The organism is Mesorhizobium sp. J18 (assembly GCF_007829525.1).
Classification (GTDB): Bacteria; Pseudomonadota; Alphaproteobacteria; order Rhizobiales; family Rhizobiaceae; genus VLJP01.
Window position 1 is genome coordinate 1 of record NZ_VLJP01000044.1, and the last position, 23544, is coordinate 23544.

The 23544-nt window shown below is 63.0% G+C and carries 23 protein-coding genes; 2 read left to right on the forward strand and 21 right to left on the reverse strand.

The genetic code is table 11. The features are described from left to right. Positions 1–563: 563 nt before the first annotated feature. The 16 genes from L598_RS15130 to L598_RS15210 all read right to left on the reverse strand — a co-directional run bounded on the left by L598_RS15130 (position 564) and on the right by L598_RS15210 (position 17582). Complete coding sequence (locus tag L598_RS15130; RefSeq protein WP_144863814.1) at positions 564–1343, reverse strand: succinate dehydrogenase iron-sulfur subunit; 780 nt, start codon at positions 1341–1343, stop codon at positions 564–566. A 15-nt stretch (positions 1344–1358) separates the two neighbouring features. Further along, positions 1359–3191, reverse strand: coding sequence for a succinate dehydrogenase flavoprotein subunit (sdhA, locus tag L598_RS15135; protein ID WP_144863864.1), 1833 nt, complete (start codon positions 3189–3191; stop codon positions 1359–1361). A gap of 18 nt (positions 3192–3209) precedes the next feature. Continuing rightward, entirely contained in the window at positions 3210–3593 is a 384-nt protein-coding gene (gene sdhD / locus L598_RS15140; RefSeq protein WP_144863816.1) for a succinate dehydrogenase, hydrophobic membrane anchor protein, read from the reverse strand. 2 nt (positions 3594–3595) lie between these two features. After that, a complete protein-coding gene (gene sdhC, locus L598_RS15145) occupies positions 3596–4009 on the reverse strand; it encodes a succinate dehydrogenase, cytochrome b556 subunit (protein ID WP_144863818.1) in 414 nt (137 codons plus the stop codon). Between the two features lie 175 nt (positions 4010–4184). Beyond that, positions 4185–4493 (reverse strand): hypothetical protein, encoded by a 309-nt coding sequence (locus tag L598_RS15150; RefSeq protein ID WP_246658769.1) that lies wholly within the window; start codon positions 4491–4493, stop codon positions 4185–4187. Between the two features lie 413 nt (positions 4494–4906). Next, the gene (locus L598_RS15155; protein ID WP_144863826.1) at positions 4907–5368 is read right to left on the reverse strand and encodes a GNAT family N-acetyltransferase; all 462 of its coding nucleotides are present in this window, start codon (positions 5366–5368) and stop codon (positions 4907–4909) included. Positions 5369–5548: 180 nt separating this feature from the next. Beyond that, entirely contained in the window at positions 5549–6964 is a 1416-nt protein-coding gene (gene leuC, locus L598_RS15160; protein WP_144863828.1) for a 3-isopropylmalate dehydratase large subunit, read from the reverse strand. A 222-nt stretch (positions 6965–7186) separates the two neighbouring features. Then, positions 7187–7702 carry an MgtC/SapB family protein gene (locus tag L598_RS15170; RefSeq protein WP_144863832.1) on the reverse strand — a complete coding sequence of 172 codons (516 nt, stop codon included), beginning with the start codon at positions 7700–7702 and terminating at the stop codon, positions 7187–7189. A gap of 161 nt (positions 7703–7863) precedes the next feature. Next, entirely contained in the window at positions 7864–8412 is a 549-nt protein-coding gene (rplS, locus tag L598_RS15175) for a 50S ribosomal protein L19 (protein ID WP_144863834.1), read from the reverse strand. A 330-nt stretch (positions 8413–8742) separates the two neighbouring features. Beyond that, positions 8743–9606, reverse strand: a complete 864-nt coding sequence (locus L598_RS15180) for an RNA polymerase factor sigma-32 (protein ID WP_144863840.1) — start codon at positions 9604–9606, stop codon at positions 8743–8745. 354 nt (positions 9607–9960) lie between these two features. Next, positions 9961–10533 carry a CarD family transcriptional regulator gene (locus L598_RS15185; protein WP_144863842.1) on the reverse strand — a complete coding sequence of 191 codons (573 nt, stop codon included), beginning with the start codon at positions 10531–10533 and terminating at the stop codon, positions 9961–9963. 372 nt (positions 10534–10905) lie between these two features. Further along, a complete protein-coding gene (fdxA, locus tag L598_RS15190) occupies positions 10906–11244 on the reverse strand; it encodes a ferredoxin FdxA (RefSeq protein ID WP_144863844.1) in 339 nt (112 codons plus the stop codon). A 132-nt stretch (positions 11245–11376) separates the two neighbouring features. Further along, positions 11377–11760: an RNA-binding S4 domain-containing protein gene (locus tag L598_RS15195; protein WP_144863846.1), complete on the reverse strand. Its 384-nt coding sequence runs from the start codon at positions 11758–11760 to the stop codon at positions 11377–11379. A gap of 13 nt (positions 11761–11773) precedes the next feature. After that, positions 11774–14929, reverse strand: coding sequence for a helicase-related protein (locus L598_RS15200; protein ID WP_144863848.1), 3156 nt, complete (start codon positions 14927–14929; stop codon positions 11774–11776). A 642-nt stretch (positions 14930–15571) separates the two neighbouring features. After that, on the reverse strand, positions 15572–16294 hold the full coding sequence (locus L598_RS15205; RefSeq protein WP_144863850.1) for a beta-ketoacyl-ACP reductase: 723 nt from the start codon (positions 16292–16294) through the stop codon (positions 15572–15574). Between the two features lie 103 nt (positions 16295–16397). After that, positions 16398–17582, reverse strand: a complete 1185-nt coding sequence (locus tag L598_RS15210) for an acetyl-CoA C-acetyltransferase (protein WP_144863852.1) — start codon at positions 17580–17582, stop codon at positions 16398–16400. 216 nt (positions 17583–17798) lie between these two features. Between L598_RS15210 and phaR the strand changes: the two genes are divergently transcribed. Beyond that, positions 17799–18407 (forward strand): polyhydroxyalkanoate synthesis repressor PhaR, encoded by a 609-nt coding sequence (gene phaR / locus L598_RS15215; RefSeq protein WP_144863854.1) that lies wholly within the window; start codon positions 17799–17801, stop codon positions 18405–18407. Between the two features lie 76 nt (positions 18408–18483). On the opposite strand, the gene rpmF is transcribed toward phaR, so the two are convergent. From rpmF to mtgA, 3 genes are all read right to left on the reverse strand, one after another. Continuing rightward, positions 18484–18666: a 50S ribosomal protein L32 gene (rpmF, locus tag L598_RS15220; RefSeq protein ID WP_144863856.1), complete on the reverse strand. Its 183-nt coding sequence runs from the start codon at positions 18664–18666 to the stop codon at positions 18484–18486. Between the two features lie 161 nt (positions 18667–18827). After that, positions 18828–19235, reverse strand: a complete 408-nt coding sequence (locus L598_RS15225) for a hypothetical protein (protein ID WP_144863858.1) — start codon at positions 19233–19235, stop codon at positions 18828–18830. A gap of 12 nt (positions 19236–19247) precedes the next feature. Continuing rightward, entirely contained in the window at positions 19248–19961 is a 714-nt protein-coding gene (gene mtgA, locus L598_RS15230; RefSeq protein ID WP_144863866.1) for a monofunctional biosynthetic peptidoglycan transglycosylase, read from the reverse strand. Between the two features lie 148 nt (positions 19962–20109). Between mtgA and L598_RS15235 the strand changes: the two genes are divergently transcribed. Next, positions 20110–21027, forward strand: coding sequence for a polyprenyl synthetase family protein (locus L598_RS15235; protein WP_144863868.1), 918 nt, complete (start codon positions 20110–20112; stop codon positions 21025–21027). 12 nt (positions 21028–21039) lie between these two features. On the opposite strand, the gene L598_RS15240 is transcribed toward L598_RS15235, so the two are convergent. Together L598_RS15240 and ispG are read right to left on the reverse strand one after the other, a co-directional pair. Beyond that, positions 21040–21885, reverse strand: coding sequence for a lytic transglycosylase domain-containing protein (locus L598_RS15240; RefSeq protein WP_144863860.1), 846 nt, complete (start codon positions 21883–21885; stop codon positions 21040–21042). Between the two features lie 4 nt (positions 21886–21889). Next, the gene (ispG, locus tag L598_RS15245) at positions 21890–23143 is read right to left on the reverse strand and encodes a flavodoxin-dependent (E)-4-hydroxy-3-methylbut-2-enyl-diphosphate synthase (protein ID WP_144863862.1); all 1254 of its coding nucleotides are present in this window, start codon (positions 23141–23143) and stop codon (positions 21890–21892) included. Between the last annotated feature and the right edge of the window lie 401 nt (positions 23144–23544).

A 23544-nucleotide genomic window follows, 5' to 3' on the forward strand; every position in this document is an offset into this window, starting at 1 on the left:
ACGCCCCGGCCGTAGTACCGGGAGGGGAACCCTTGGACGGAACCTCCCCGGCCCTGCCTTACGAGGGCAGGACGGAGGCGCCGGTCCCTTTCCCGCGGGACCGCCGTCGCGACCCGCTTTCCCGCGGAAAGGGATGGGGCAAGGATAGCGCAGGTYAGGAAGGCGGGGATGAAATGGTGAATGGGGATCGGTGAATGGTGAAGGGAGACAATGGCTTGGCGCGGAGAGGGCGATGGATTTGTCCCCGTGCTGTTCGCTTGGCCGCATCCCCTTTCCTCTCCCCGGGGGAGAGGGTCCCGCGCAGCGAGACGGAGAGGGGAGAATGCGATACCGGCGGGCAGATCAGGCGGGCAGATCAGAAGATGAGCCAGAGAGGCTCCGTTCCGCCGCTGGCGCCCGCCACCAACCGTCGAGACCAGGATTTCTGTGACAAGCACAGAAATGACGATGGCATAGATGACCTTAGCTAAGCGTCAATGTTGGCGACTGGCCCCAGAGTTCATGCCGTCTGACAGCCACGCAAGAGGCCGGCTGAGGAGCGAAGCGGTGCGCCTAGATGTGAGCTAGACCCGCCTCTCCACCATCATCTTCTTGATCTCGGCAATCGCCTTGGCCGGGTTCAGGCCCTTCGGGCAGGCCTGCGTGCAGTTCATGATGGTGTGGCAGCGATAGAGCCGGAACGGATCTTCCAGATTGTCCAGCCGCTCGCCGGTCGCCTCGTCTCTGGAGTCGATCAGCCAGCGATAGGCCTGCAGCAGCACCGCCGGCCCGAGATAACGCTCGCCGTTCCACCAGTAGCTCGGGCAGGAAGTCTGGCAGCAGAAGCACAGGATGCATTCGTAGAGGCCGTCGAGCTTAGCGCGGTCCTCATGGCTCTGCCTCCACTCCTTGGCCGGTTCCGGCGAAACGGTCTGCAGCCAGGGCTGGATGGAGGAAAGCTGCGCATAGGGCACCGTGAGATCGGGCACCAGATCCTTGACGACGGGCATATGCGGCAGGGGATACACCTTTACAGCGCCGGAGATATCGTCCGCACCCTTTGTGCAGGCGAGCGTATTGGTGCCGTCGATATTCATGGCGCAGGAGCCGCAAATGCCTTCGCGGCAGGAACGGCGCAGGGTCAGCGTCGGATCGATCTTGTTCTTGATCCACAAGAGCGCGTCCAGCACCATCGGCCCGCAATCGTCCATATCGACATAATAGGTGTCGATGCGCGGATTCTCGCCGTCATCGGGCGACCAGCGATAGATCTTGTACTCACGAAGGTTTGTCGCACCTTCGGGCTTCGGCCAGGTCTTGCCCTGCTTGATCCGCGAGTTCTTGGGAAGTGTGATTTCGACCATCGTCGTCTCTCCGGATCAGTATACGCGCGCCTTGGGCGCGATCTTTGCCGGGTCGATGCCGCCTTCGTCTACAGGCAGCATGGTTTCGGTATGGACCGGCCGATAGGCGAGCGTGACCTTGCCCGCATCGTCCACCCAGGCCAGTGTATGCTTGCGCCAGTTCACGTCGTCGCGCTTGTCGAAATCCTCGCGCGCATGGGCGCCACGGCTCTCCTTGCGGGCCTCGGCGCCATAGACGGTGGTAATGGCGCAGGCCATCAGGTTTTCCAGCTCCAGCGTCTCCACCAGGTCGGAATTCCAGATCATCGAACGGTCGAAGACCTTGAGATCGGGAAGCTCGCGCCAGATCTCGGAGATGCGGCGGCAGCCCTGTTCGAGGGTTTCCTGCGTCCGGAAGACGGCGGCGTCCTCCTGCATCGCGCGCTGCATCTTCTCGCGCAAGGCAGCGGTCGGCCTCGCACCATTGGCGTGGCGGATGCGATCGAAGCGCTCCATGATCTTCTCGCAGGCTGCTTCGTTGATCGACGGGACGGGCGCCTCGCGGTCTATGACCTGTCCGGCACGGATCGCCGCAGCACGGCCGAACACCACGAGGTCGATCAGCGAATTGGAGCCGAGGCGGTTGGCGCCGTGAACCGATGCGCAGCCGGCCTCCCCGACGGCCATGAGGCCGGGCTGGATGCGGTTTGGATCGTCGGCGGTCGGGTTCAACACCTCGCCCCAGTAATTCGTGGGGATGCCGCCCATATTGTAATGGACCGTCGGCAGGACCGGGATCGGCTCGCGGGTCACGTCGACACCGGCGAAGATCTTCGCGCTCTCCGAAATGCCTGGCAGGCGTTCATGCAGGACGGCCGGATCAAGATGGTCGAGATGCAGGTAGATATGGTCCTTGTTCCTGCCCACGCCCCGGCCTTCGCGGATTTCGATCGTCATGCAGCGCGAGACCACGTCGCGCGATGCGAGATCCTTGGCCGAAGGCGCATAACGCTCCATGAAGCGCTCGCCCTCGGAGTTGACGAGATAACCGCCTTCGCCGCGCGCGCCTTCCGTGATCAGGCAGCCGGCACCGTAAATGCCGGTCGGGTGGAACTGAACGAATTCCATGTCCTGCAAGGGCAGGCCGGCGCGAGCGACCATGCCGTTGCCGTCGCCGGTGCAGGTATGGGCCGAAGTGGCCGAGAAATAGGCTCGGCCATAGCCGCCAGTCGCCAGCACCACCATCTTGGCGGCGAAGCGGTGGATCGTCCCGTCGTCGAGGTTCCATGCCACGACGCCGGTACACACGCCATCCGTCATGATAAGGTCGAGCGCGAAATATTCGATGAAGAACTGCGCGTTGTTCTTGACCGACTGGCCATAGAGCGTGTGCAGTATGGCATGTCCGGTGCGGTCGGCGGCGGCACAGGTGCGCTGCACGGGCGGACCGTCACCGAAATTTTGCATGTGGCCACCGAAGGGCCGCTGATAGATCTTGCCCTCTTCCGTGCGGGAGAAGGGCACGCCGTAATGCTCGAGCTCATATACGGCGGCTGGCGCTTCGCGCGCCAGATACTCCATGGCGTCGACGTCGCCCAGCCAGTCGGAGCCCTTCACCGTGTCATAGAGATGCCACTGCCAGTGGTCCGGTCCCATGTTCTGGAGCGAGGCGGCGATGCCGCCCTGGGCGGCCACAGTGTGGGAGCGCGTCGGAAAGACCTTGGTGATGCAGGCCGTGCGCAGCCCCTGCTCGGCCATGCCGAGCGTGGCGCGCAGGCCGGCGCCGCCCGCCCCGACAACGACGACATCGAACTTGTGATCGACAAATGTATAGGCCCGGCCGGTAGTGGCGGGCTTGGAGACGTTCATTCTGGTTTCGGCCACGTCTCAGCCTCCGAATGCGATCTTGAGCAGCGCGAAGATCGATGCCGCGCCAAGGATGATGATGAAGAAGAGGTTCAGCATGAGGAGGACGACCTTGGCGAGTTCGCCATGGACATAGTCCTGGATGATCTCCTCCATACCGGAACGCATATGGTCCAGGCTGATGACCACGAAAAGCCCCAGAAGCAGAGCCACGATCGGCTGCGCCAGCACGGCGCGCGTCTCGGCATAGCCGGCGTCGATCAGCGAGACGACGAGGCCTATGGCGAAGAGGCTGAGCGGAACCAGCGCGACAGAGGTGACGCGGACGCGCCAGAAATGGGCGGTGCCGTCCTTGGCCGAGCCGAGGCCGCGCACCTTGCGCAGGGGAGTTTGCATCTGTGCCATGATCAAGCCGCCACGAAAGAGATCACGCCCCACAGGAGCGCGGTGAGAATGAAGGAGCCGGCCATCGTCGCCCTGGCGAGCATGGTCGCGGTATGCTTTTCCATCGCATAGCCGGTGTCCCAGAGCAGATGGCGAAGGCCGCCGAGAAGATGGAAGAACAGCGCCCAGCTAAAGCCGATAAGGACCAGGATGCCGACCCAGGAGCCGAGAATCCATTGGGCGTTGGCGAACCATTCCTCGGAGGTCGATGCCGCAATAAGCCACCAGGCTATCAGGAGCATGCCGAAATAGAGCGCGCCGCCGGTGATGCGATGCATGATCGACATCAGCATCGTGGGAATGAGGCGATAGACCTGGAGATGCGGTGAAAGCGGGCGGTTGCGTTGCGTGGCGTGGGTGGCTGTCGACTTACTCATGGCTCCCCCAATTCGGCGCCATCAGGGCACGACACGGTGGAAGCGGCATCGCCTTGCCGATTTGCGCCCTTGGCACGTGGCTTTTAATGCGGTTTTTGCACCGCGTCAAAGTCGCAAAAGCTTTTTCGCAGCGGATATTTAGTGCGCGGTACTGGTTAATCGATTAGACGCTTCGTCAGCGGTTGCAGGTGACGGGTACTTCACCGGAAACCATCCACAGCGCCTCTGTTCCTTCTATCACCAGGGCGTAGGGCGGCGTACCGTATCGGCTGCGCTGAGTCGGGGGCGAGGCAGGCAATTCAACCTCCGTGCCATGCGGACCCACCACGTGGACCTTGTCTTGAACGGCTTCCACCGTCATCTCGGTGCCGTCATCGCAGCTATAGGTGGCGAAGCGCGGCTGCGCGCCATCCTGCGCCGTTTCGGTGGACGCTACGCAGGCGGACAACAGGATAACGGCCATAGCGACGAGGCTGGCCCTCAAGGCGGTCGCGTCGCTGTGTCGATGCCGAATCATGGCAGGCAGGCTAGAGCCGTTCATCTTCAAATGGAATCGTTTGAACGCCGGGATTTCGTGTCCCGGCCAGGAGCGCGGGGCGGCGCGGTACGCGTACCGTCAGCCGCGCGACGCCGTCGGGGGCGCGAAAGACCAGGTTGAAACGATTGTGGTCTGTTCCTGAAAGCCAATGCCTTGGATTCCATTCCGGCCTGGCGGTCTTTTGCGCGCCGGCAGTGTCGAAATCCTCGCACGATATTCATATCGCGCTGCGGTGTTCTTCTCGCCGGCTCGCAAAATCCCTGCCATCAAACCGCTTCCATCTAAAGATGAACGGCTCTAGCGACACCGGCGGCGGATCAACCCACGGAAAATGACGGCTGCGTTGCAGGAAATGACACTCAGCCTTGATCGAAACGGATGACGTAGCTGGCCCAATCGGCGGGCGCGGCAATCTGCTCGTAGAGCTTGCGCCCGTCTTCCGGCTGGCGGGGCGCGATCAGCGTCAGCTTGCACCAGCCGCGCTCCTCCGCTTGGTCGGCCAGCACGTCCACGAGCGCGCGGGCGATGCCGCGTCCGCGATGGTCGTGATGGACATAGAGGTGTTCGACCATTCCGCAACGGCGGCCGGAAAGCGGTTCGGGAAGATCATGGAAGACGGCAAAGCCGACCAGCGCCCCATCTATACGCGCGCCGAGAATCTCAGCGCTGCGATCCTGCAACAGCGTCTCGGCGTAATATTCGTCGGGCCGGCGCGGCGCCCCGCGCTTTAGCGATTGCGTATAGGCTGCAAGCAACGGCGCCAGTTGACGGGCGTCATTGAGGCGGAGAAGGGTGGTCTCGATCGTATGTTGTTCGCTCATATTGGCATCAATCGGCGAAATTAACCATGGCTGTCAATTGCCGTGTGCCGCCGGGAATGGCCCAGGTCGGCAAAGTCAATAAAGCCTTAGCACGAGATCGTGCGTAGGTAATCCGCGCAACCTCGCCAAAAAAGAAGGCGGCTTGCGGGCTGCCTTCCTTGATTTAATAGCGGTCGCCGCTCAAGCCCGGGGCCACTCGCGGATATCCACAAAATGGCCGGCGATCGCCGCCGCGGCAGCCATGGCCGGCGAGACCAGATGCGTACGGCCCTTGAAGCCCTGGCGACCCTCGAAATTGCGGTTCGAGGTGGAGGCGCATCGCTCGCCGGGCTTCAGCCGGTCGTCATTCATGGCCAGGCACATGGAGCAGCCCGGCTCGCGCCAGTCGAAGCCGGCTTCGATGAAGATCTTGTCCAGCCCTTCAGCTTCGGCCTGCGCCTTCACGAGGCCGGAGCCGGGAACGATCATGGCATCGACCCGCTCACTGACCTTGTGGCCCGTCACGACATCGGCCACGGCCCGCAAATCCTCGATGCGGCCATTGGTACAGGATCCGATGAAAACGCGGTCGAGCGCGATATCCGTGATCTTCGTGCCGGGCGTCAGGCCCATATATTCGAGTGCGCGCTTCTTCGAGGAGCGCTTGGTCTCGTCCGGTATGGCGTCGGGGTCCGGGACCACGCCCGTCACCGAGACGACGTCTTCGGGCGAGGAGCCCCAGGTGACGATGGGCGGCAGATTTGCCGCGTCGAGGGTCACGACGCGGTCGAAATGCGCGCCCTCGTCGCTGTGCAGCGTCTCCCAATAGGCGCGCGCCATGTCCCAGGCCTTGCCCTTGGGGGCGCGCGGGCGGTCCTTGATATAGGCGAAGGTCGTTTCGTCCGGTGCGATCATGCCGGCGCGCGCTCCGCCCTCGATCGACATGTTGCAGATCGTCATGCGACCTTCCATCGAGAGCGAGCGAATGGCCTCGCCGGCATATTCGATGACGTGACCGGTGCCGCCGGCCGTGCCGATCTCGCCGATGATGGCGAGAATGATGTCCTTGGCGGTGACACCCTGCGGAAGCGTGCCGTCCACCCTGACCAGCATGTTCTTCGCCCGGCGCTGAATCAGCGTCTGCGTGGCGAGCACGTGCTCGACCTCGGACGTGCCGATGCCGTGGGCCAGCGCGCCGAAGGCGCCGTGGGTGGATGTGTGACTGTCGCCGCACACGATGGTCATGCCGGGCAGGGTGAAGCCCTGCTCGGGACCGACGATATGGACGATGCCCTGACGGCGGTCGGCTTCGTTGTAATATTCAATGCCGAAATCGGCGGCGTTCCTGGCCAGCGCCTCGACCTGGATGCGGCTCTCCTCGTTCTTTATGCCTTCCTTGCGGTCGGGCGAGGTCGGGACGTTATGGTCGACGACGGCCAGCGTCTTTTCCGGATGCCGTACCTTGCGGCCGGCCATGCGCAGGCCTTCGAAGGCCTGTGGGCTCGTCACCTCATGCACCAGATGACGGTCGATATAGAGGAGACAGGTGCCGTCTTCCTGGCTGTCGACCAGATGATCGTCGAAGACCTTGTCGTAAAGAGTGCGCGGTTTGCTCATTGCTTGATGTCCGTTTGAAGAACGAAATTCGGAAAAAGGCCGATGACTGGAGGATGCGGTTCAGCGAAGTCGGCTGAGAAGCGCGCCGGAAAGGCGTGCGAAGAACCGGCCCGGCAGGCGCTTGCGATCCTGCAAGGTGAAGTTTCTATAGGCCGGATTTCCGAAAAGTTCTTCCATCGGGCTGGCTAATACCAGCCTTTTGAGGCTTCGGCAACGGAGCCGTCAGGAGCTCGGCTCTTCCGGATCGTCGCTTTTCCTGGCGGACCTGTTTTCCATCGCCCTGCCGAATTGCTGCATCACGCCGAGCACGACCAATGCCAGCAGGGTCGCGAAAGCCGCAATCTGCCAGAAGCCCAGCCCGCTCGCCAGGCCGATGGCCCCGGCAAGCCAAAGCCCTGCGCCAGTCGTCAGTCCCTTTACCTGTCCGCGGGCGAATATGATGGTTCCGGCCGCGAGGAATGCCACGCCCGCCGTCACCGCCTCGATGAGGCGGATGGGGTCGAGCCGCGCTGAATTTTCCTCGAATTGCGAACTGTGGACGATCTCGATGCCGATGATCGCGAAACCCGCCGCCGCAAGGGAAACGAGAATGTGGGTCCGGAGGCCAGCGGGATGATTGCGCCATTCACGCTCGAAGCCGACCAGCGCTCCGAGGAACGCGGCCAGCACCAGTCTTGCGGCAATGACGGTGAACGGCATCCAGGTTGGATGGCCGATATCGTTCAATATGTCCTGCATCCGGACCCCTCAGCTTGCCACGAAACGCGGGCGGCCTGAAACAGGTTCCGCAGGGCAAGCATCACGGCAACGCTGTCGCGGCCCGCCATTCGGGATGACGCCAAACAAAAAGCGCGGCATGTGGGCCGCGCTTTCGTTATTCCCGATTTTAGAGACAGGAGCTACTCCGCCTTGGCCTCCTCGGGAGCGGCATTGGCCTCCGCAGCTTCGGCAGCAGCCTTGGCCTCGGCTGCCTCGGCCGCGGCCTTCTCGGCGGCAAGAGCCTCAGCGGCGGCAATCTTCTCGGCCTCGATGCGCGCCTTTTCCTGCGCCAGCGCGTCGCGCTCCGCTTCATTCAGCTTGCGGGCACGCACGCCGGTGTTCTCGCTGATGCGGGCGGATTTGCCGCGACGGTCACGCAGATAATAGAGCTTGGCGCGGCGCACCTTGCCCCGGCGGACGACTTCGACGCCCTCGACCAGGGGCGAGTAGACCGGGAACACGCGCTCGACGCCTTCACCGTAGGAGATCTTGCGGACGGTGAAGTTCTCCTGGAAGCCGGAGCCGGAACGGGCGATGCACACGCCCTCATAAGCCTGCACGCGGGTGCGCGAGCCTTCGGTCACACGCACCTGCACGCGCAGCGTGTCGCCGGGCTGGAATTCGGGGAGCTTGCGCTTCTCTTCGATCTTCGCGGCCTGTTCGGCCTCGAGCTGACGGATAAGGTCCATCGCTTTCACACCTCTATTGTTCTTCGAACAGCCAGAGCGCCCGGCAATTGCCTGCAGCTTCCTGGCCGCGCGGCAGAGCCCTTTTATCGAAGGCAGGGGCGATAGTCCGTCCTTGTTGACGGGCCGGAAACACTTCTTCCGGATTTCGTGCGCGGCGATACACCAAATAAGCGGGTTTGTCACCTCTCCCGCGCGCTTTTTTGCGGCCAAGCCGCCATCGAGGCGTCGGTGCCGGGCATCTTTCAAGGTGGGATGCTGCTGCGGGCCACAAATGCAATTCAACGGGGACCCAACCTCACCGAGCAGGGGCCCCCTCAACCGCAAAGATCATCAGGCCTGCATGGCGGCCATTTCCGGCTTGTGCTTGACCAGGGCGACCTTCAGTTTTTCCAGCGCCCGGCTTTCTATCTGCCGGACACGTTCCTTGGAAATCCCCAGGCTTGCGCCGAGGGATTCGAGGGTCGCGCCCTCCTCGCTCAACCTGCGCTCCAGAATGATCTTGAGTTCACGTTCGCTCAAGGTGTCGAGCGCGTTGTGAAGCCATTCCGACCGGCGCTCGGTATCGATGGTCTCGCCGACGATCTCGTCGGGGAGAGGCGCATCGGAGACGAGGAAATCCATCCTGTCGGAAGAGCCTTCGCCGTCGCCCGAAAGCGGCGCATTGAGTGAGGTGTCCGGCCCCGAGAGGCGCGAATCCATCAGGGCGACGTCGGCCTGGGAAACGCCGAGCGCGCTCGCCACCTCGCGATAGATCTGGTTGCTCGGCAGCCTGTCCGACCCCTTCGCCAGACGCGCCCTCAACCGGCGCAGGTTGAAGAACAGGGCCTTTTGCGCCGAACTGGTCCCGCCGCGGACGATCGACCAGTTGCGCAGGATGTAATCCTGCATGGAAGCGCGTATCCACCAGGTCGCATAGGTCGAGAAACGCACCTCGCGCTCCGGCTCGAACCGCGCGGCCGCTTCCAGAAGCCCGACATGGCCTTCCTGGATAAGGTCGCTCATCGACAGGCCGAAATTCCTGAACTTGGAAGCCATCGCGATCACCAGACGCATATGGGCCATGGTGATCTTGTGCAGGGCCTCCTGATCGCGACGTGTCTTCCAGCGCAAGGCGAGTTCGTGCTCCTCCTCCCGCGCGAGATACGGCGCCTTCATCGCCGCCCTTATAAGCGCCCTCTTCGCTTCGTCCTGCATGTCATGCACTCCCGCGATCCGGAATACGCGCCGTGCCAGTGTCGTGACGGTTGCAGCCGGCTCCAGGTCCTGCCCGCCTGTCGCCTTGTTCCATTCCCCTGCCGTCGGCCCCTGCCGCCGGTTTCGCCCGAAATTGCTCGGCCATCGATGTCTCTAACGAGCGAGAAATGGAGAAAGTTCCCGGACGCGCGCCGATTGACAGAGCCGCGATTGGGATTTTCAATTTGACAAGGGCTGGTGCGACCCGAACGGGGGCCTCACAAATCTGGATTTCCGCCGACAGCTGGCGGATGACAGCAAAAAACCCGGCCACGGGGCCGGGTTTTCCTTGAAAGCAGAGAGAGAAGCGCCGGCTTATGCCGCCTCTTCCTGCTCCGTCTCCTCGTTGTCAGCCTTGGCGCCGCGCCGCGGTCCCTTGGCGAGATTGACCTCGATCAGGCGGACCGCCTCGGTCTCCGACATCTTGTTCACGGCAGCGATCTCGCGCGCCATGCGATCCAGCGCAGCCTCGTAAAGCTGCCGCTCGGAATAGGACTGCTCGGGCTGGTTGTCGGCGCGGTAGAGATCCCGCACCACCTCGGAAATCGAGATCAGGTCGCCGGAATTGATCTTCGCGTCATATTCCTGCGCGCGGCGCGACCACATGGTGCGCTTGACGCGCGCCCTGCCCTGCACCACCTTCAGCGCCCGATCGACATAATCCGTTTCGGAAAGCTTGCGCATGCCGATCGAGGTCGCCTTCGCGACCGGGACTTTCAGCCGCATCTTATCTTTCTGAAAATCGATAACGAACAGTTCCAGCTTGTGTCCGGCGACTTCCTGTTCCTCGATCGTGACGATCTGCCCCACGCCATGAGCGGGATAGACAATATATTCGCCCGTCTTGAAACCTTGACGCTGCGCCGACTTCTTTTGCTGGGTTGCCATACGCCTAAGACTCCTGTTTTTTGATGGGGGCCTGGAAACGAGTTGTTTCGCCGCCCCGGCCGCCAAGCCAGCCGCCGTTTGACGCATCAATGCAACGATCCGATAAGGCTGGGAGTGTGCCGGCGCAGACCGTGCTTTGCCTGGCCCAAGTCGCCCTGGTCCGGATGTTGAGTGTCACCTTTCAGTGATTAATGCGTCTGCGCCATAACGACGTTGTGTCACCGGCATGTCTAAAAACGGTAACACAAAAAGCTGAAAGATTCAACAATTTGCCGCATGCGCTAACATGTCGCGGAAAAGAACCTGCTCTTCCACGCAGTCCATATGGGTATTCTTGCCACCGGTTTCCAGAGCGCTGATCGGCCCTTCGCCTTAATCACCTTCGCCCGGTTCGGCGGAGAAGTATTTCTCGAACTTGTCTTCGACGCCGTCGAATTCCTTGGCGTCCGCCGGCGGCTCCTTCTTGGCCGTTATGTTTGGCCATTTTTCGGCATATTCCGAATTGATCTGAAGCCATTTCTCAAGGCCCGGCTCGGTATCGGGCTTAATGGCCTCGGCCGGGCATTCCGGCTCGCAAACGCCGCAATCGATGCACTCGTCCGGATGAATGACGAGCATGTTCTCGCCTTCATAGAAGCAGTCAACCGGACAGACCTCGATACAATCCATATACTTGCACTTGATGCAGTTGTCGGTGACGACATAGGTCATTTCGAATTCTCGGATTTCCTGCGGTGTCGGGCGTGAGGTAGACCCTTTGCCGGGTTGTGGCAAGAGTTCGTTGTTCCGTCTTCCGGCCCTCCCATAGAACCCGTTTCCATGAACCTGGCCGCATGGAACCCGTCAGCCTTCCCCGCGCCAGCGGTCAATTGCCCGCCTTTCCTTCTTTGTCGGCCTGCCAGCGCCCTGTTCCCGGATCGGCGGCAAGGCCGAGGGCGGTTCTTTCTCTGCCGAAGCGGACGGGGTGAAATCCTCGTAGAGCTGCCGCGCCTCCTCGGCAGGGCCGCGCCGCGTGCCGGGGTTCAATATCCGGTAGACGAGAACCCTGCGGTCAAGCGTGATCGTCAGCGTGTCGCCCGCCTTCACGTGATAGGAGGGCTGCTGGATCTTCTCGCGATTGACCCGCAGTCGCCCCGCCTGGACCAGCTTCGCCGCCAGCGAACGCGACTTCACGACGCGGGCATAAAAGAGCCACTTGTCGATGCGCTGGCGGGTTTCGGCCGTCATCAGCGAGGGGAGATCACTTCTTCAACTGTTCCCGCAGGGCCGCGAGCTTGGCGAAAGGCGAATCGGGATCGATGCGCGGCGGACGCTCCTCGCGCGGCCTGCCGCTTGCCTGCCCTTTGAAGCCCTTGCGGCCATCGTCGTTGCGCCGATGCTTGTCGGGGCGTCCCTTATCCTGGCGCCCCTTATCCTGGCGCCCCTTATCCGGGCGCCCCTTGCCCGATTGCGCTCCCTTGGACGGGTGGCTTTGCCGCTTGGCGCCCTCATGGCCCGGCCTGCCATCGCGACGGCGGATTTCGAAGCGGCCCGGTCGCCAGATGAGGACGGGCTTGGGCTCGTCTTCCGCCGTTTGTTCTGCCGCTTCCGCTGCGTCCTCGGCGGCTGCTTGCGCGTCAAGCCTCGGCTCGCCGCCTATGGCCGGCTGGTCCCCGGCTGCTACGGCCTGGTCCTGTCCGGCGGCCGGCAGCGCTTCGGAAGGCGAATCCCCCGGCTGTTTGCTATCGGCATTCTCGGATGCCTCGGCAGGTGCTGCAGCAACCGTCTCATCAGTGAAAGCCTCCGATGGCTCGGCGGGTGGGGGTGCCTTTTCCTCTTGCATGGAAGAGTCCGGCGCCTCGGCATCGGCCGGAACCGTCTCTTCCTGGCCTGCAGCCTCCGTTTCTGCCGGTTTGGCGGCGGCGTCGAACTGCTCGAGGCGCGCGGCCACCTCCGCCGCCGGCTTTGCCTCCGCACGGTAGCCGAGCCCCTTGAGGATGGCCTCCATATCGTCGGCCGTCGCTCCCAGGATGGACATCATGGCAGGGGTAACGACAAAGGCGTTGCCGTCATAGGCGCCCTCGGGCCTTGGCCCGCTGTTCGGCTTCCAGGCCAGGGCCGGACGGATGAGGTCGGCCAGACGTTCTAATATATCGACGCGCACGGCCCGGCGGCCAAGATTGCGGAAACCGGCAAGCTGATAGAAGGCCCGCTCGAAAGTGGGGTCGGTCGGCACGGAGGTGCGGCCGGCCGCCAGGGCGCTGACCACATCGCCATAGCCCGCCTTGTCCTTGCCGTCGTTGGCCAGCGCCCACAGAAGCGTCGCCAGCCCGGCAGGCGCGGGCTTCAGCAGCGCCGGCACGAAGATATGATAGGCGCCGAAGCGCACGCCCAGACGGCGCAGCGCGCCGCGAGCTTCCTGGTCGAGCGAGCGGACTTCTTCCGCCACGTCGCGGCGGTTGAGAAGGCCGAAATTCTCCACCAGCCGGAAGGCGAGCCCACGCGCTATGCCGGTCAGGTGCTCGGCTTGCCGAAGATCGACAAGCGGCTTCAGAAGCGTTTCCACCTGGAAATTGACGAAGCGCTCAGCGCGCGCGGCCACCTTGTCGCGCACCGGCCCGGTCAACTGCTCGTCGGCCAGCAGGATCACGCGCGGCTTCAGCGCGTCCTCGCTCGCCACCAGCGTGCCCACCGGCGCGCCGAGCCAGCGCAGGACGCCGTCAGAGCCGATCGCAAGATCGCCATTGGCGGCAGCGGCAAAACGCTCCGCCCGCGCCTCGAATTCGGCGGCAAGCGCCTTCTGGGCAGCCGCCTTGACGGCCTTGGCATCCTCGCCTTCCGCCGTCCGGTCGGCGGTAAAGCGGAACCCTTGCAACTCGCCTACGTGATGACCCTCGACCAGGACGTCACCCGCAGGGCTGATTTCTGCTTCCGGCATCGTATTCTCTCTAAGGCGCCTCATGAGCACCGATGTCCTGCGGTCTACGAACCTTTTCGTCAATCGCTCATGCAGCGCGTCCGACAGCTTGTCCTCTATCTGGCGCGTTTTTTCCTGCCAGTGTGCCGCATCTGCAAGCCATCCCGGCCGGTTCGACACGAAAGTCCAGGTGCGGATCTGCGCGATGCGATGCGACAGGGTGTCTATATCGCCATCCGTGGAATCGGAACGCTGCACCTGGGCGGCCATGTAATCCTCGTCCACATGGCCGCGACGGACGAGATCGAGATAGATGGCGCCGACGATATCGGCATGCTGGGCCGGCGTGGTCTTGCGATAATCCGGCAGAGCGCAGGCATCCCACAGCAGCGCAACGCGATCCGGCTTGTTTGCCAGCGAACGGATTTCGCCCTCGCGCGAAAGAAGCTCGAGCACGCGCAGATCGGCGACGGGCAAGGCTTTGGTCAATCCTTCGACCGGAGGCGGCACTTCAAGCGAGGCCTTGAGCGCATCGATGCCGGAGAAATCGAAAGCCGCCGTGCGCCACTGCAGCACCTTGACCGGATCGAAATCGTTGGTCTCGATCCGCTCGACCAGTTCGTCGCTAAACGGATCGACCTGGCCGGTGACGCCGAAGGTCCCGTCGCGCACATGCCGCCCGGCGCGGCCGGCGATCTGGGCAAGCTCGGCCGGATTGAGGTCGCGATACTGGAACCCGTCGAATTTGCGGTTCTGCGCGAAGGCGACATGATCAACGTCAAGATTGAGACCCATGCCGATAGCGTCGGTCGCGACGAGGTAGTCGACGTCGCCGGATTGATAGAGCGCAACCTGCGCATTGCGCGTGCGCGGCGACAATGCGCCTAGTACCACGGCCACGCCGCCGCGCTGGCGGCGGATCAGTTCGCCGATCGCATAGACCTCGTCGGCCGAGAACGCGACGATTGCCGAGCGTCGCGGCAGCCGCGTGATCTTCTTCGAGCCGGCATAGGTCAGCATGGACATGCGCGGCCTGGTGACGACAGAGAGCCCCCGCAGCAGTCTTTCGAGAATGCCGCGCATGGTCCCGGCGCCGAGCAGCAACGTCTCCTGCCGGCCGCGCAGATGCAATATGCGGTCGGTGAAGATGTGGCCGCGTTCGAGATCGGCGGCAAGCTGCACCTCGTCTATGGCGACGAAGGCGGCGTCCGTCTCGCGCGGCATGGCCTCGACCGTGCAGACGGAATAGCGCGCGCCCGGCGGCACGATCTTCTCCTCACCTGTCACGAGGGCGACATTGGGCGCGCCGACCCGGTCGCAGACACGCTGATACACCTCGCGCGCCAGAAGTCGCAGTGGCAAGCCGATGACGCCGGATTCATGGGCGATCATGCGCTCGATCGCCAGATGCGTCTTGCCGGTATTGGTCGGGCCGAGAACAGCGATCACATCCCGTCCGGAAAGAAGAAGAGGCTCTCTGGAATGGGGCTGGATGTTCATGGGCTCTGGGAACGGACCTTGCTGGCCGGACGGGCGGACAACCGCTTATCACGCTTTATCTGGACGCTCCAAGCGACCTTTCCACCCGCCGCAGGACGATTCAACCGGTGATGGATGGGCGTGGCGGATTAACACCTGGAACGAGTCTGGAACGAATCGGCGACGAATCGCTGACTCACGATGATTCCTCATTTGTTCACCACAATATGTAGAGGTTCCCGCGAATTCTCCACCAAATGCTGAATCTCCCGATTCCAGCCGGTATCGAAATCCGGCCCAATTTGGTTAACGTCGCAACGGCGATGGTCCCGCGCCTTTTCGGTTTGGACATAAGCCCCTGGTTTTCTTCGAAAATCTCAACAAATTATTACCGGATTTTCGCGCTGGACCCGTATTCGCGTTAAGCTTCGGGCCAAAACTGGAACAAACCGGCGACGAATCGCTGATAGGCCGATATTCCTGTTCCGTTCACCGCAACATATTGTGTTGAACACAGCTTATCCACAATAGATCCACATGCCGTGCACATGATTTTCCGGTGGGATCGGCCTTCGCGTTAACCTTTGTGCCCCGATATGGCCGGTAAAGGTAAGGACTGCGCCCGCCGTTCAATTTGATATACTGCCAGGCTGACCGGCCTTTTCAGGTGAGATACTGGCCGCCATTGGCCGTCAGCGTCGAACCGGTGATGAAGCCTGCCTCGTCGGAAGCCAGGAACAGGACGCAGCGCGCGATCTCGGAAGCTTCGCCCAGCCGGCCGACCGGAATCTGTGCGATGATCTTCTCGCGCACCGGCTCCGGCACCGCCATGACCATATCCGTCGCAACATAGCCGGGACAGACCACATTGACCGTTATGCCGGCGCGCGCGCCCTCCTGCGCCAGCGCCTTGGTGAAGCCGATGTCACCCGCCTTGGCGGCGGAATAATTGGCTTGCCCGGCCTGGCCCTTCTGGCCGTTGATGGAAGAAATATTGATGATGCGGCCGAATTTGCGCTCTCGCATGCCTGGCCACAGCGGATGCGTCATGTTGAAAAGGCCGGTGAGATTGGTGTCGATGACCTCGCGCCATTGCTGCGGTGTCATCTTGTGGAACATGGCGTCGCGCGTGATGCCGGCATTGTTGACAAGGATATCGACCGGCCCGAGAGCGGCTTCCACCTGGCGGATGCCTTCGGTGCAGGCCTCGTAGTCGGCGACCGACCATTTGTAGACCGCGATCCCGGTTTCGCCCCTGAACCTGGCCGCGGCCTCTTCATTGCCGGCATAGTTGGCGGCAACCTTGTAGCCCGCGTCCTTCAATGCGATCGAGATCGCGGCACCGATACCACGCGTGCCGCCCGTAACGAGCGCTGTTCGTGTCATTGGAAATCTCCTCCCAATCAACGGCAGTCGACAGTTCGGCAATCAGTGAATGTTTTTTTATTGCCGACTGCCTGATGCCGACGAGCGAACTTCCCCTATTCCGTCACAATGCTTCCACGCACATCGCCACGCCCATGCCGCCGCCGATGCAGAGGGTAGCCAGACCCTTTTTCGCGCCACGCCGACGCATCTCGTAGACGAGCGTATTGAAGATGCGCGTGCCGGAGGCGCCGATCGGATGGCCGATGGCGATGGCGCCGCCATTGACGTTCACGATGTCCGGGTTCCAGCCCATGTCCTTGTTGACGGCGCAGGCTTGCGCGGCAAAAGCCTCGTTGGCCTCGACAAGATCGAGGTCCTCCGCTTTCCAGCCGGCTTTCTCCAGCGCCTTGCGGGAAGCCGGAATCGGGCCCGTGCCCATGACGGCAGGATCAACGCCTGCCGTCGCCCAGGAGACGATGCGGGCCAGGGGCTTGATGCCGCGACGCTCGGCTTCCGCTTCGCTCATCAGGACAACGGCCGCCGCTCCGTCATTGATGCCGGAGGCGTTTGCGGCCGTTACCGTGCCTTCCTTGTCAAAGGCAGGGCGCAGCTTCTGCATCGCCTCGATCGTCGCGCCGTGTCGGATATATTCGTCCTGATCGACGATCACCTCGCCCTTGCGGGTCTTGACGGTAACGGGGACGATCTCGTCCTTGAACCTGCCCGCCTTCTGCGCCGCCTCGGCCTTGTTCTGCGAGGCGAGGGCGAACTGGTCCTGGTCCTCGCGCGTGATCTGGAATTGGCGCGCCACGTTCTCGGCCGTATTGCCCATGTGATAGCCGTTGAAGGCGTCCCACAACCCGTCGCGGATCATGGTGTCGATCATGGCATAGTCGCCCATCTTCACGCCACCGCGCAGATGCGCGCAATGAGGTGCAAGCGACATGGATTCCTGCCCCCCGGCAACGATGATATTGGCGTCGCCGGTGGCAATCTGCTGCATGCCTATGGCGATCGTGCGCAGGCCAGATCCGCAGACCTGGTTCAATATCCAGGCAGTGGTTTCCTTGGGCAGGCCAGCCATGATCGAGGCCTGGCGGGCGGGGTTCTGGCCCTGGCCGGCCGCCAGCACCTGGCCCATGATGACCTCGTCCACCTCGGCGGCGTCCACTCCGGCCCGCGACAGCGCCTCTTTTATAGCCGTCGCGCCCAGTTCATGCGCCGGGACGGTGGCAAAGGAGCCGTTGAAGGAACCGACGGGCGTGCGCGCTGCGCTGGCGACGACGATGGCGGTGGAAGCGGGCATGATCATCTCCGATTCAGGGACTTCTCATTTTAGCGACTTTTCTTGCCGTTTGGCGACAGGAAGTCAATTTCGCCGATCGGCACTTGCAGGATCGGCCGGAAGAACTCTCGCACTGCACAAATTGCTTTCATTTGCACCGCTTTTGCGCATATCCTCGCAAAATAAAGTCGAAATCGGCCGGATAAGGCCGCGCGTTCAGGAAGCTGGGAGGTTCTGATGGCCGCGAAGGGCGAACCGGTAATCATCAAGAAATACGCGAACCGGCGTCTCTACAACACCGGCACCAGCACCTATGTGACGCTGGAGGACCTCGCCGAGATGGTCAAGCGCGACGAGGAATTCACCGTCCAGGACGCCAAATCGGGTGAGGACATCACCCATACGGTGCTGACCCAGATCATCTTCGAGCTGGAAAACAGCAAGGACGGCCAGAACATGCTGCCGGTCCCTTTCCTGCGCCAGCTCATCTCCTTCTATGGCGACCAGATGCAGATGATCGTGCCGAGCTTTCTCGAGCAGTCGATGATCGCCTTCGCCAAGGAACAGGAGCGCTTCCGTCAGCAGATGAAGGACGCTTTCGGCAAATCGCCGATGGATATGATGAGCGTGACGGCGCCGATGAAGGTCATCGAGGAGCAGACGCGGCGCAATATCGAGCTTTTCCAGAATGCCATGCGCATGTTCACGCCCTTCCCCTCCAGCCAGTCGAACGGAACGGCGGCGGAGAAGGAAGCAGCCTCCTCCGGCAAGGAAGACGACCTCAAGGAATTGCGCGACCAGATCGCCGCCATGCAGCGCAAGATCGACTCGATGAGCCGGGACTGATCGAACCGTTACATGAACAAGGCAACAAAAAAGACCGGCCGAAGCCGGTCCTTTTTCACGCCCCAGCGAAAGAAGCTTATGCTTCCTTCGGCTCCAGAACCTGACGGCCGCGATACATGCCGGTCTTCAGGTCGATATGATGGGGACGGCGAAGTTCGCCGGAATTCTTGTCTTCGACATAGGTCGGCGCCTTGAGAGCGTCGGCGGCGCGGCGCATGCCACGCTTGGAAGGCGAGGTTTTCCTTTTGGGTACAGCCATTGTCCTGCTCCGCTGATCTGATCAAACGGCCTCTGCCGCCCTTGGCCCAAGGGCCCGGCGATCCGGCCATGAACTGGAATTCGGCGTGCCTATACACGTCAAATGCGACTTTGGCCAGTGGGGGTGCGCCAATTTTCGCGTCACTCCCTTGGCTGCGAACCTCAGCCTTCCTCCGCCCTCAGATCATAGCGCTCGACGACCTCCCTCTCCGCCAGGCCGGCATGCAGGGTAAGCAGGATCATCTGCGCATCGGCACCCTCGCCGGATTCCGGCGCTCTTTCGATGCGGCTTTCCACCGTTCTGCAGCGCTCCTCGCCGTTGCTGGCATTGAAATGTTCCTTACCAAGAATGCAATAGGCGACGAGATCGGCTACCGGCTGGTAGGCCTGCGGAGGCGGCTCTCCCGTGGGCGCATGATCCTTCATCAGGTTCACGATGGCGAGTTTCACACCCTCCGGCACCAGGGCCGGATGCAGCCCTGCGGCGCGCATCGCCGTATCGAGCCGGCGCAGATCCTCGGAACGGCCGAAAATCCCGAAAAAGCCTATCGACGAGCCGCGCCGCGCCATTCTCTCAATAGCTCATTGCAGACAGCCGACATAGGCGCCGGCCTGCCGGGCGCGCCTCTCGATCCGCGATGCCAGCCGGCTCAGTCCGGCCGACGGATTGCCGGGATTGCGTACGGCCGGATTCGGCAGCGTGACCGCCAGAAGCGCAGCCTGCCGGGCCGAAAGGTCGCGGGCAGAGCGGCCGAAATGATATCGGGCGGCGGCTTCGGCGCCGTAGATATTCGGCCCCCATTCGGCGATATTGAGATAGATTTCCATGATGCGCCGCTTCGGCAGCACCCAATCGATATAGAGCGCCAGAGGCAGTTCCATCGCCTTGCGGATATAGGAGCGGCCGCCCCACAGGAACAGGTTCTTGGCCGTCTGCATGGGAATGGTGGAAGCGCCTCGCGCCCTTTCACCGGCAAAGGCGTCCTCGAGAACGAGATTGAACGCCTCCCAGTCCACGCCTTCATGGCTGCAGAACTGCCCATCCTCCGACATCATGACGGCGTTCACGATCGCCGGCCCCATTTCCTCCAGCGGCATCCATTGCCTGTCGTAGCCCTGCAGGGTGACCGCATCGGCGAGCATCAGGGTGGATATGGGTTGAACGCCGGGCAGCCGGTAGAGAAAGGTGAGTCCCAGAGGCAGCAGCGCCAGCAGGACAAGCAGAAGCACGACGCGCCGGATCCAGCGGCGCAGCCCCCCTCGTTTTCTCAATACTCGCCGCGTACTGCGTTTCATCCGTTCGCGCGGTTCGGCATCGACTGTCGGCCCGGTCAAGCGCAACTCCAGAATTTCCTTCCCGCATAGCGTTCGTGGCCGGTCCATGCAACGGCGAAGCCTTGCACGCTCTTGACCGGCAAGGCAATTGCCGTCATCGCTCGCCGGCATGAAAGCAGATGAAAGTTCCAGTTTCGAGACACGGCTCGCCGGGCACGCACAGGCTGTCGAGAGCCTTTTGCGCCGGCTGCTCGACAACCGGCCGCGCGAAGGCGAACTCCACCGACCCGAGGGCCTGTTCGCAGCCATGCGCCACGGGGTCCTCAACGGCGGCAAGCGGCTGCGGCCCTTTCTGCTGGTCGAGAGTGCGGCCCTGTTCGACATGGGCGGCGAGGCAGTGCTGCGGGTGGCGGCCGCACTCGAATGCGTTCATTGCTATTCGCTCATCCATGACGACCTGCCGGCCATGGACGACGACGATCTCAGGCGCGGCCAGCCGACGGTCCACAAGGCCTTTGACGAGGCGACCGCCATCCTGGCGGGTGACAGTCTCCTGACCTATGCCTTCGACTTGCTGGCCTCCGACGAGACGGAACTGCCGGCCGATATACGGCTCGATCTGATACGCAGGCTTGCCAGGGCGGCCGGACCGGGCGGCATGGCCGGCGGCCAGGCGCTCGACCTGGAAGCCGAGCGCACAAAACCTGACGAGGCAGGCATCCTTACCCTGCAGGCGATGAAGACCGGCGCGCTGATCCGCTTCGCCTGCGAGGCGGGCGCCGTGGCCGGCAGGGCATCGGCGGCCGATCGGGAACATCTGGGCGAATTCGGCTCGGCAATCGGTCTCGCCTTCCAGCTTGCCGACGATCTTCTCGACCTGACCGCCAGCACGGAGGCCATGGGCAAGGCGACGGGCAAGGATGCCACGGCGGGTAAGGCGACGCTCGCTTCCCTGCATGGCGTCGACTGGACGCGGCGGCAGCTTTCGGGGCTGATCGCGCAGGCCGAGGAATTGCTGGAACCCTTTGCCGAAAAAGCCGACGTGCTGCGGCAGGCGGCCCGCTTCATCGCCGAAAGGCAGCGCTGAATATCGAACCGTCTAGCGGTTCCTCAACACGACGCAGGCGCCGCCGGCGGCCCGGAGCTGCTGGCAGACGACATCGGCCTCGGCGCGGCTGTCGGCGCCGATGCGCACCGCATAGATACCGCGACGCCCCATGGCCGAGCGTACCCGGCTGACAACAGGATCGTGGCCGGCCAGCAGGCCGGGCATCTGCTTGCGCAGGCGCTGATACTGGCGGATCGCAGCCGAGCGGCGGAAATTTCCGGCTACCTGGATACCCCATGGCTTGGTATGGATGCGGGCCATCGGGATCGTCGTGCGCATGATCACCGGCAGCTTGCGGCAGGCCTCGTCGAAGGGCATCCCCTTCTGCAGCGGGTGGACGATGCCCGCATAGGAGGCGTCGGCAAAACTGTCGGCCGGCTCGCCCATGATGTCGAGCACGTAGTCCTCCGTCTCCAGCGGCAGGAACCCGCCCGAGGACAGCCAGCGTGCGACGCGGTTCTCGCCCGAATTATAGGCCGCCGCGGCAAGGCCGAGATTGCCGAACCTCGCCTTGAGCTCGGCCAGATAGGCTGCCGAAGCCGAAATCGCCTGCTCGACGTCGAAACTGTCGGCCAGGCCGCGCATCTTCGCAGTACCCGGCATGAACTGGGCGATTCCTTCCGCGCCGACCGGGCTTACGGCTTCCGGGTCGAAGCGGCTTTCCTTCCAGATGAGCCGGGCGAAATAATCCGCCGGCAGGCCGTTCTTCCCGGCATGAGCCGCGATCAGGTCGCAGATGCGCTCGATGGTGACGTCAGGTTCCGGCTCGGCTTCGGCGCGAACCGGGACTGGCGCGCTCGCCGCAAGGATCAGGAAAGCGGCGAGGATCGCACGCAACGGCCTATTCCGCAGCGGCCTGCCTTCCGCCGCCGAAACGCCGCTCTATATAGTCGGCGACCAGTTGCTCGAATTCTTCCGCTATCGCCGGCCCGCGCAGCGTCATCGCCTTCTTGCCGTCGATGAAGACGGGGGCGGCCGGCATCTCGCCGGTACCGGGAAGCGAAATGCCGATATCGGCATGCTTGGATTCGCCCGGGCCGTTGACGATGCAGCCCATGACGGCGACTTTCAGTTCCTCGACGCCGGGATATTTCTCGCGCCAGACCGGCATGTTCTTGCGGATGTCGGCCTGGATCTTCTGCGCCAGTTCCTGGAAGACCGTCGAAGTGGTGCGGCCGCAGCCGGGGCAGGCGGCCACCACGGGAACGAACTGGCGAAAGCCCATGGTCTGCAGAAGCTCCTGCGCCACCTGAACCTCGCGGGTGCGGTCGCCGCCCGGTTCCGGCGTCAGCGAGATGCGGATCGTGTCGCCGATGCCCTGCTGGAGCAGGATGCCCATGGCGGCCGAGGAGGCGACGATGCCCTTGGTGCCCATGCCGGCCTCGGTGAGACCGAGATGCAGCGCATGGTCCGAACGCTCGGCCAGCGCCGTATAGACCGCGACGAGATCCTGCACCTGGCTGACCTTGGCGGACAGAATGATGTGGTCGCGCGGCAGGCCTATCTCCTCGGCAAGCTCGGCCGAAAGCAGAGCCGATTGCACGATCGCCTCGCGCGTGACCTCCTGCGCGGTCAGGGGCGAGCCGTTCTCCTGGTTCTGGTCCATCAGGCGCGTGAGCAGCTCCTGATCGAGCGAACCCCAGTTGACGCCGATGCGTACCGGCTTGTCATGCCTGATCGCGGTCTCGACAATGGCCGCGAACTGGCGGTCCTTCTTCTCCTTGAAGCCGACATTGCCCGGATTTATGCGATATTTCGCCAGCGCCTCGGCGCAGGCCGGATGGTCGGCAAGCAGCTTGTGGCCGATATAGTGGAAGTCGCCCACCAGCGGCACGAAAACGCCGACCCGCTCAAGCCTTTCGCGGATCCGCGGCACGGCGGCTGCACTCTCGTCGCGGTCGACGGTGATGCGGACGATCTCCGAGCCGGCGCGGTGCAGGGCTGCGACCTGCGCCACCGTGGAATCGACATCGGCCGTGTCGGTATTGGTCATGGACTGCACCACGACCGGCGCATCGCCGCCGACCATGACGCCGCCGACATCGACGCCGACCGATTGCCTGCGCGGAAAGGGCGATGAGAAATAGCCGGACATGGCGGCTGATCCAACTCCAAGCATATGCGGCCTTGAGGTGGAGGAGGATGGCCCGAATGTCAATGGACAACCGCGTGCAGGGGTGATTCTGCAGGCTGCCGTCCGGGCTGCCCGCCGCCGATATGCGACCGACAGTGCTTGGACATTTGAACCATTTGCAGCGCGCGAGGCGAGGGCACGAAATGCGAATGACAGCCCGCCGCTGGCACGCGTCCTCGGCCGCCGAGACCTGGGGCCCCGACACTCTTCGCCGCGCTGCGAGGTCGAGGACGACGGGGGTGGGGCGGCATCGGCAGATCGCCGACCTTCGCGACTGGCTGAAACGTCGCTGATGAACCTCGGTACCGCACCAGTCCTTGCCCTTTCCACTCAATGAACGTTGCCGGATGCTTCATACCCCC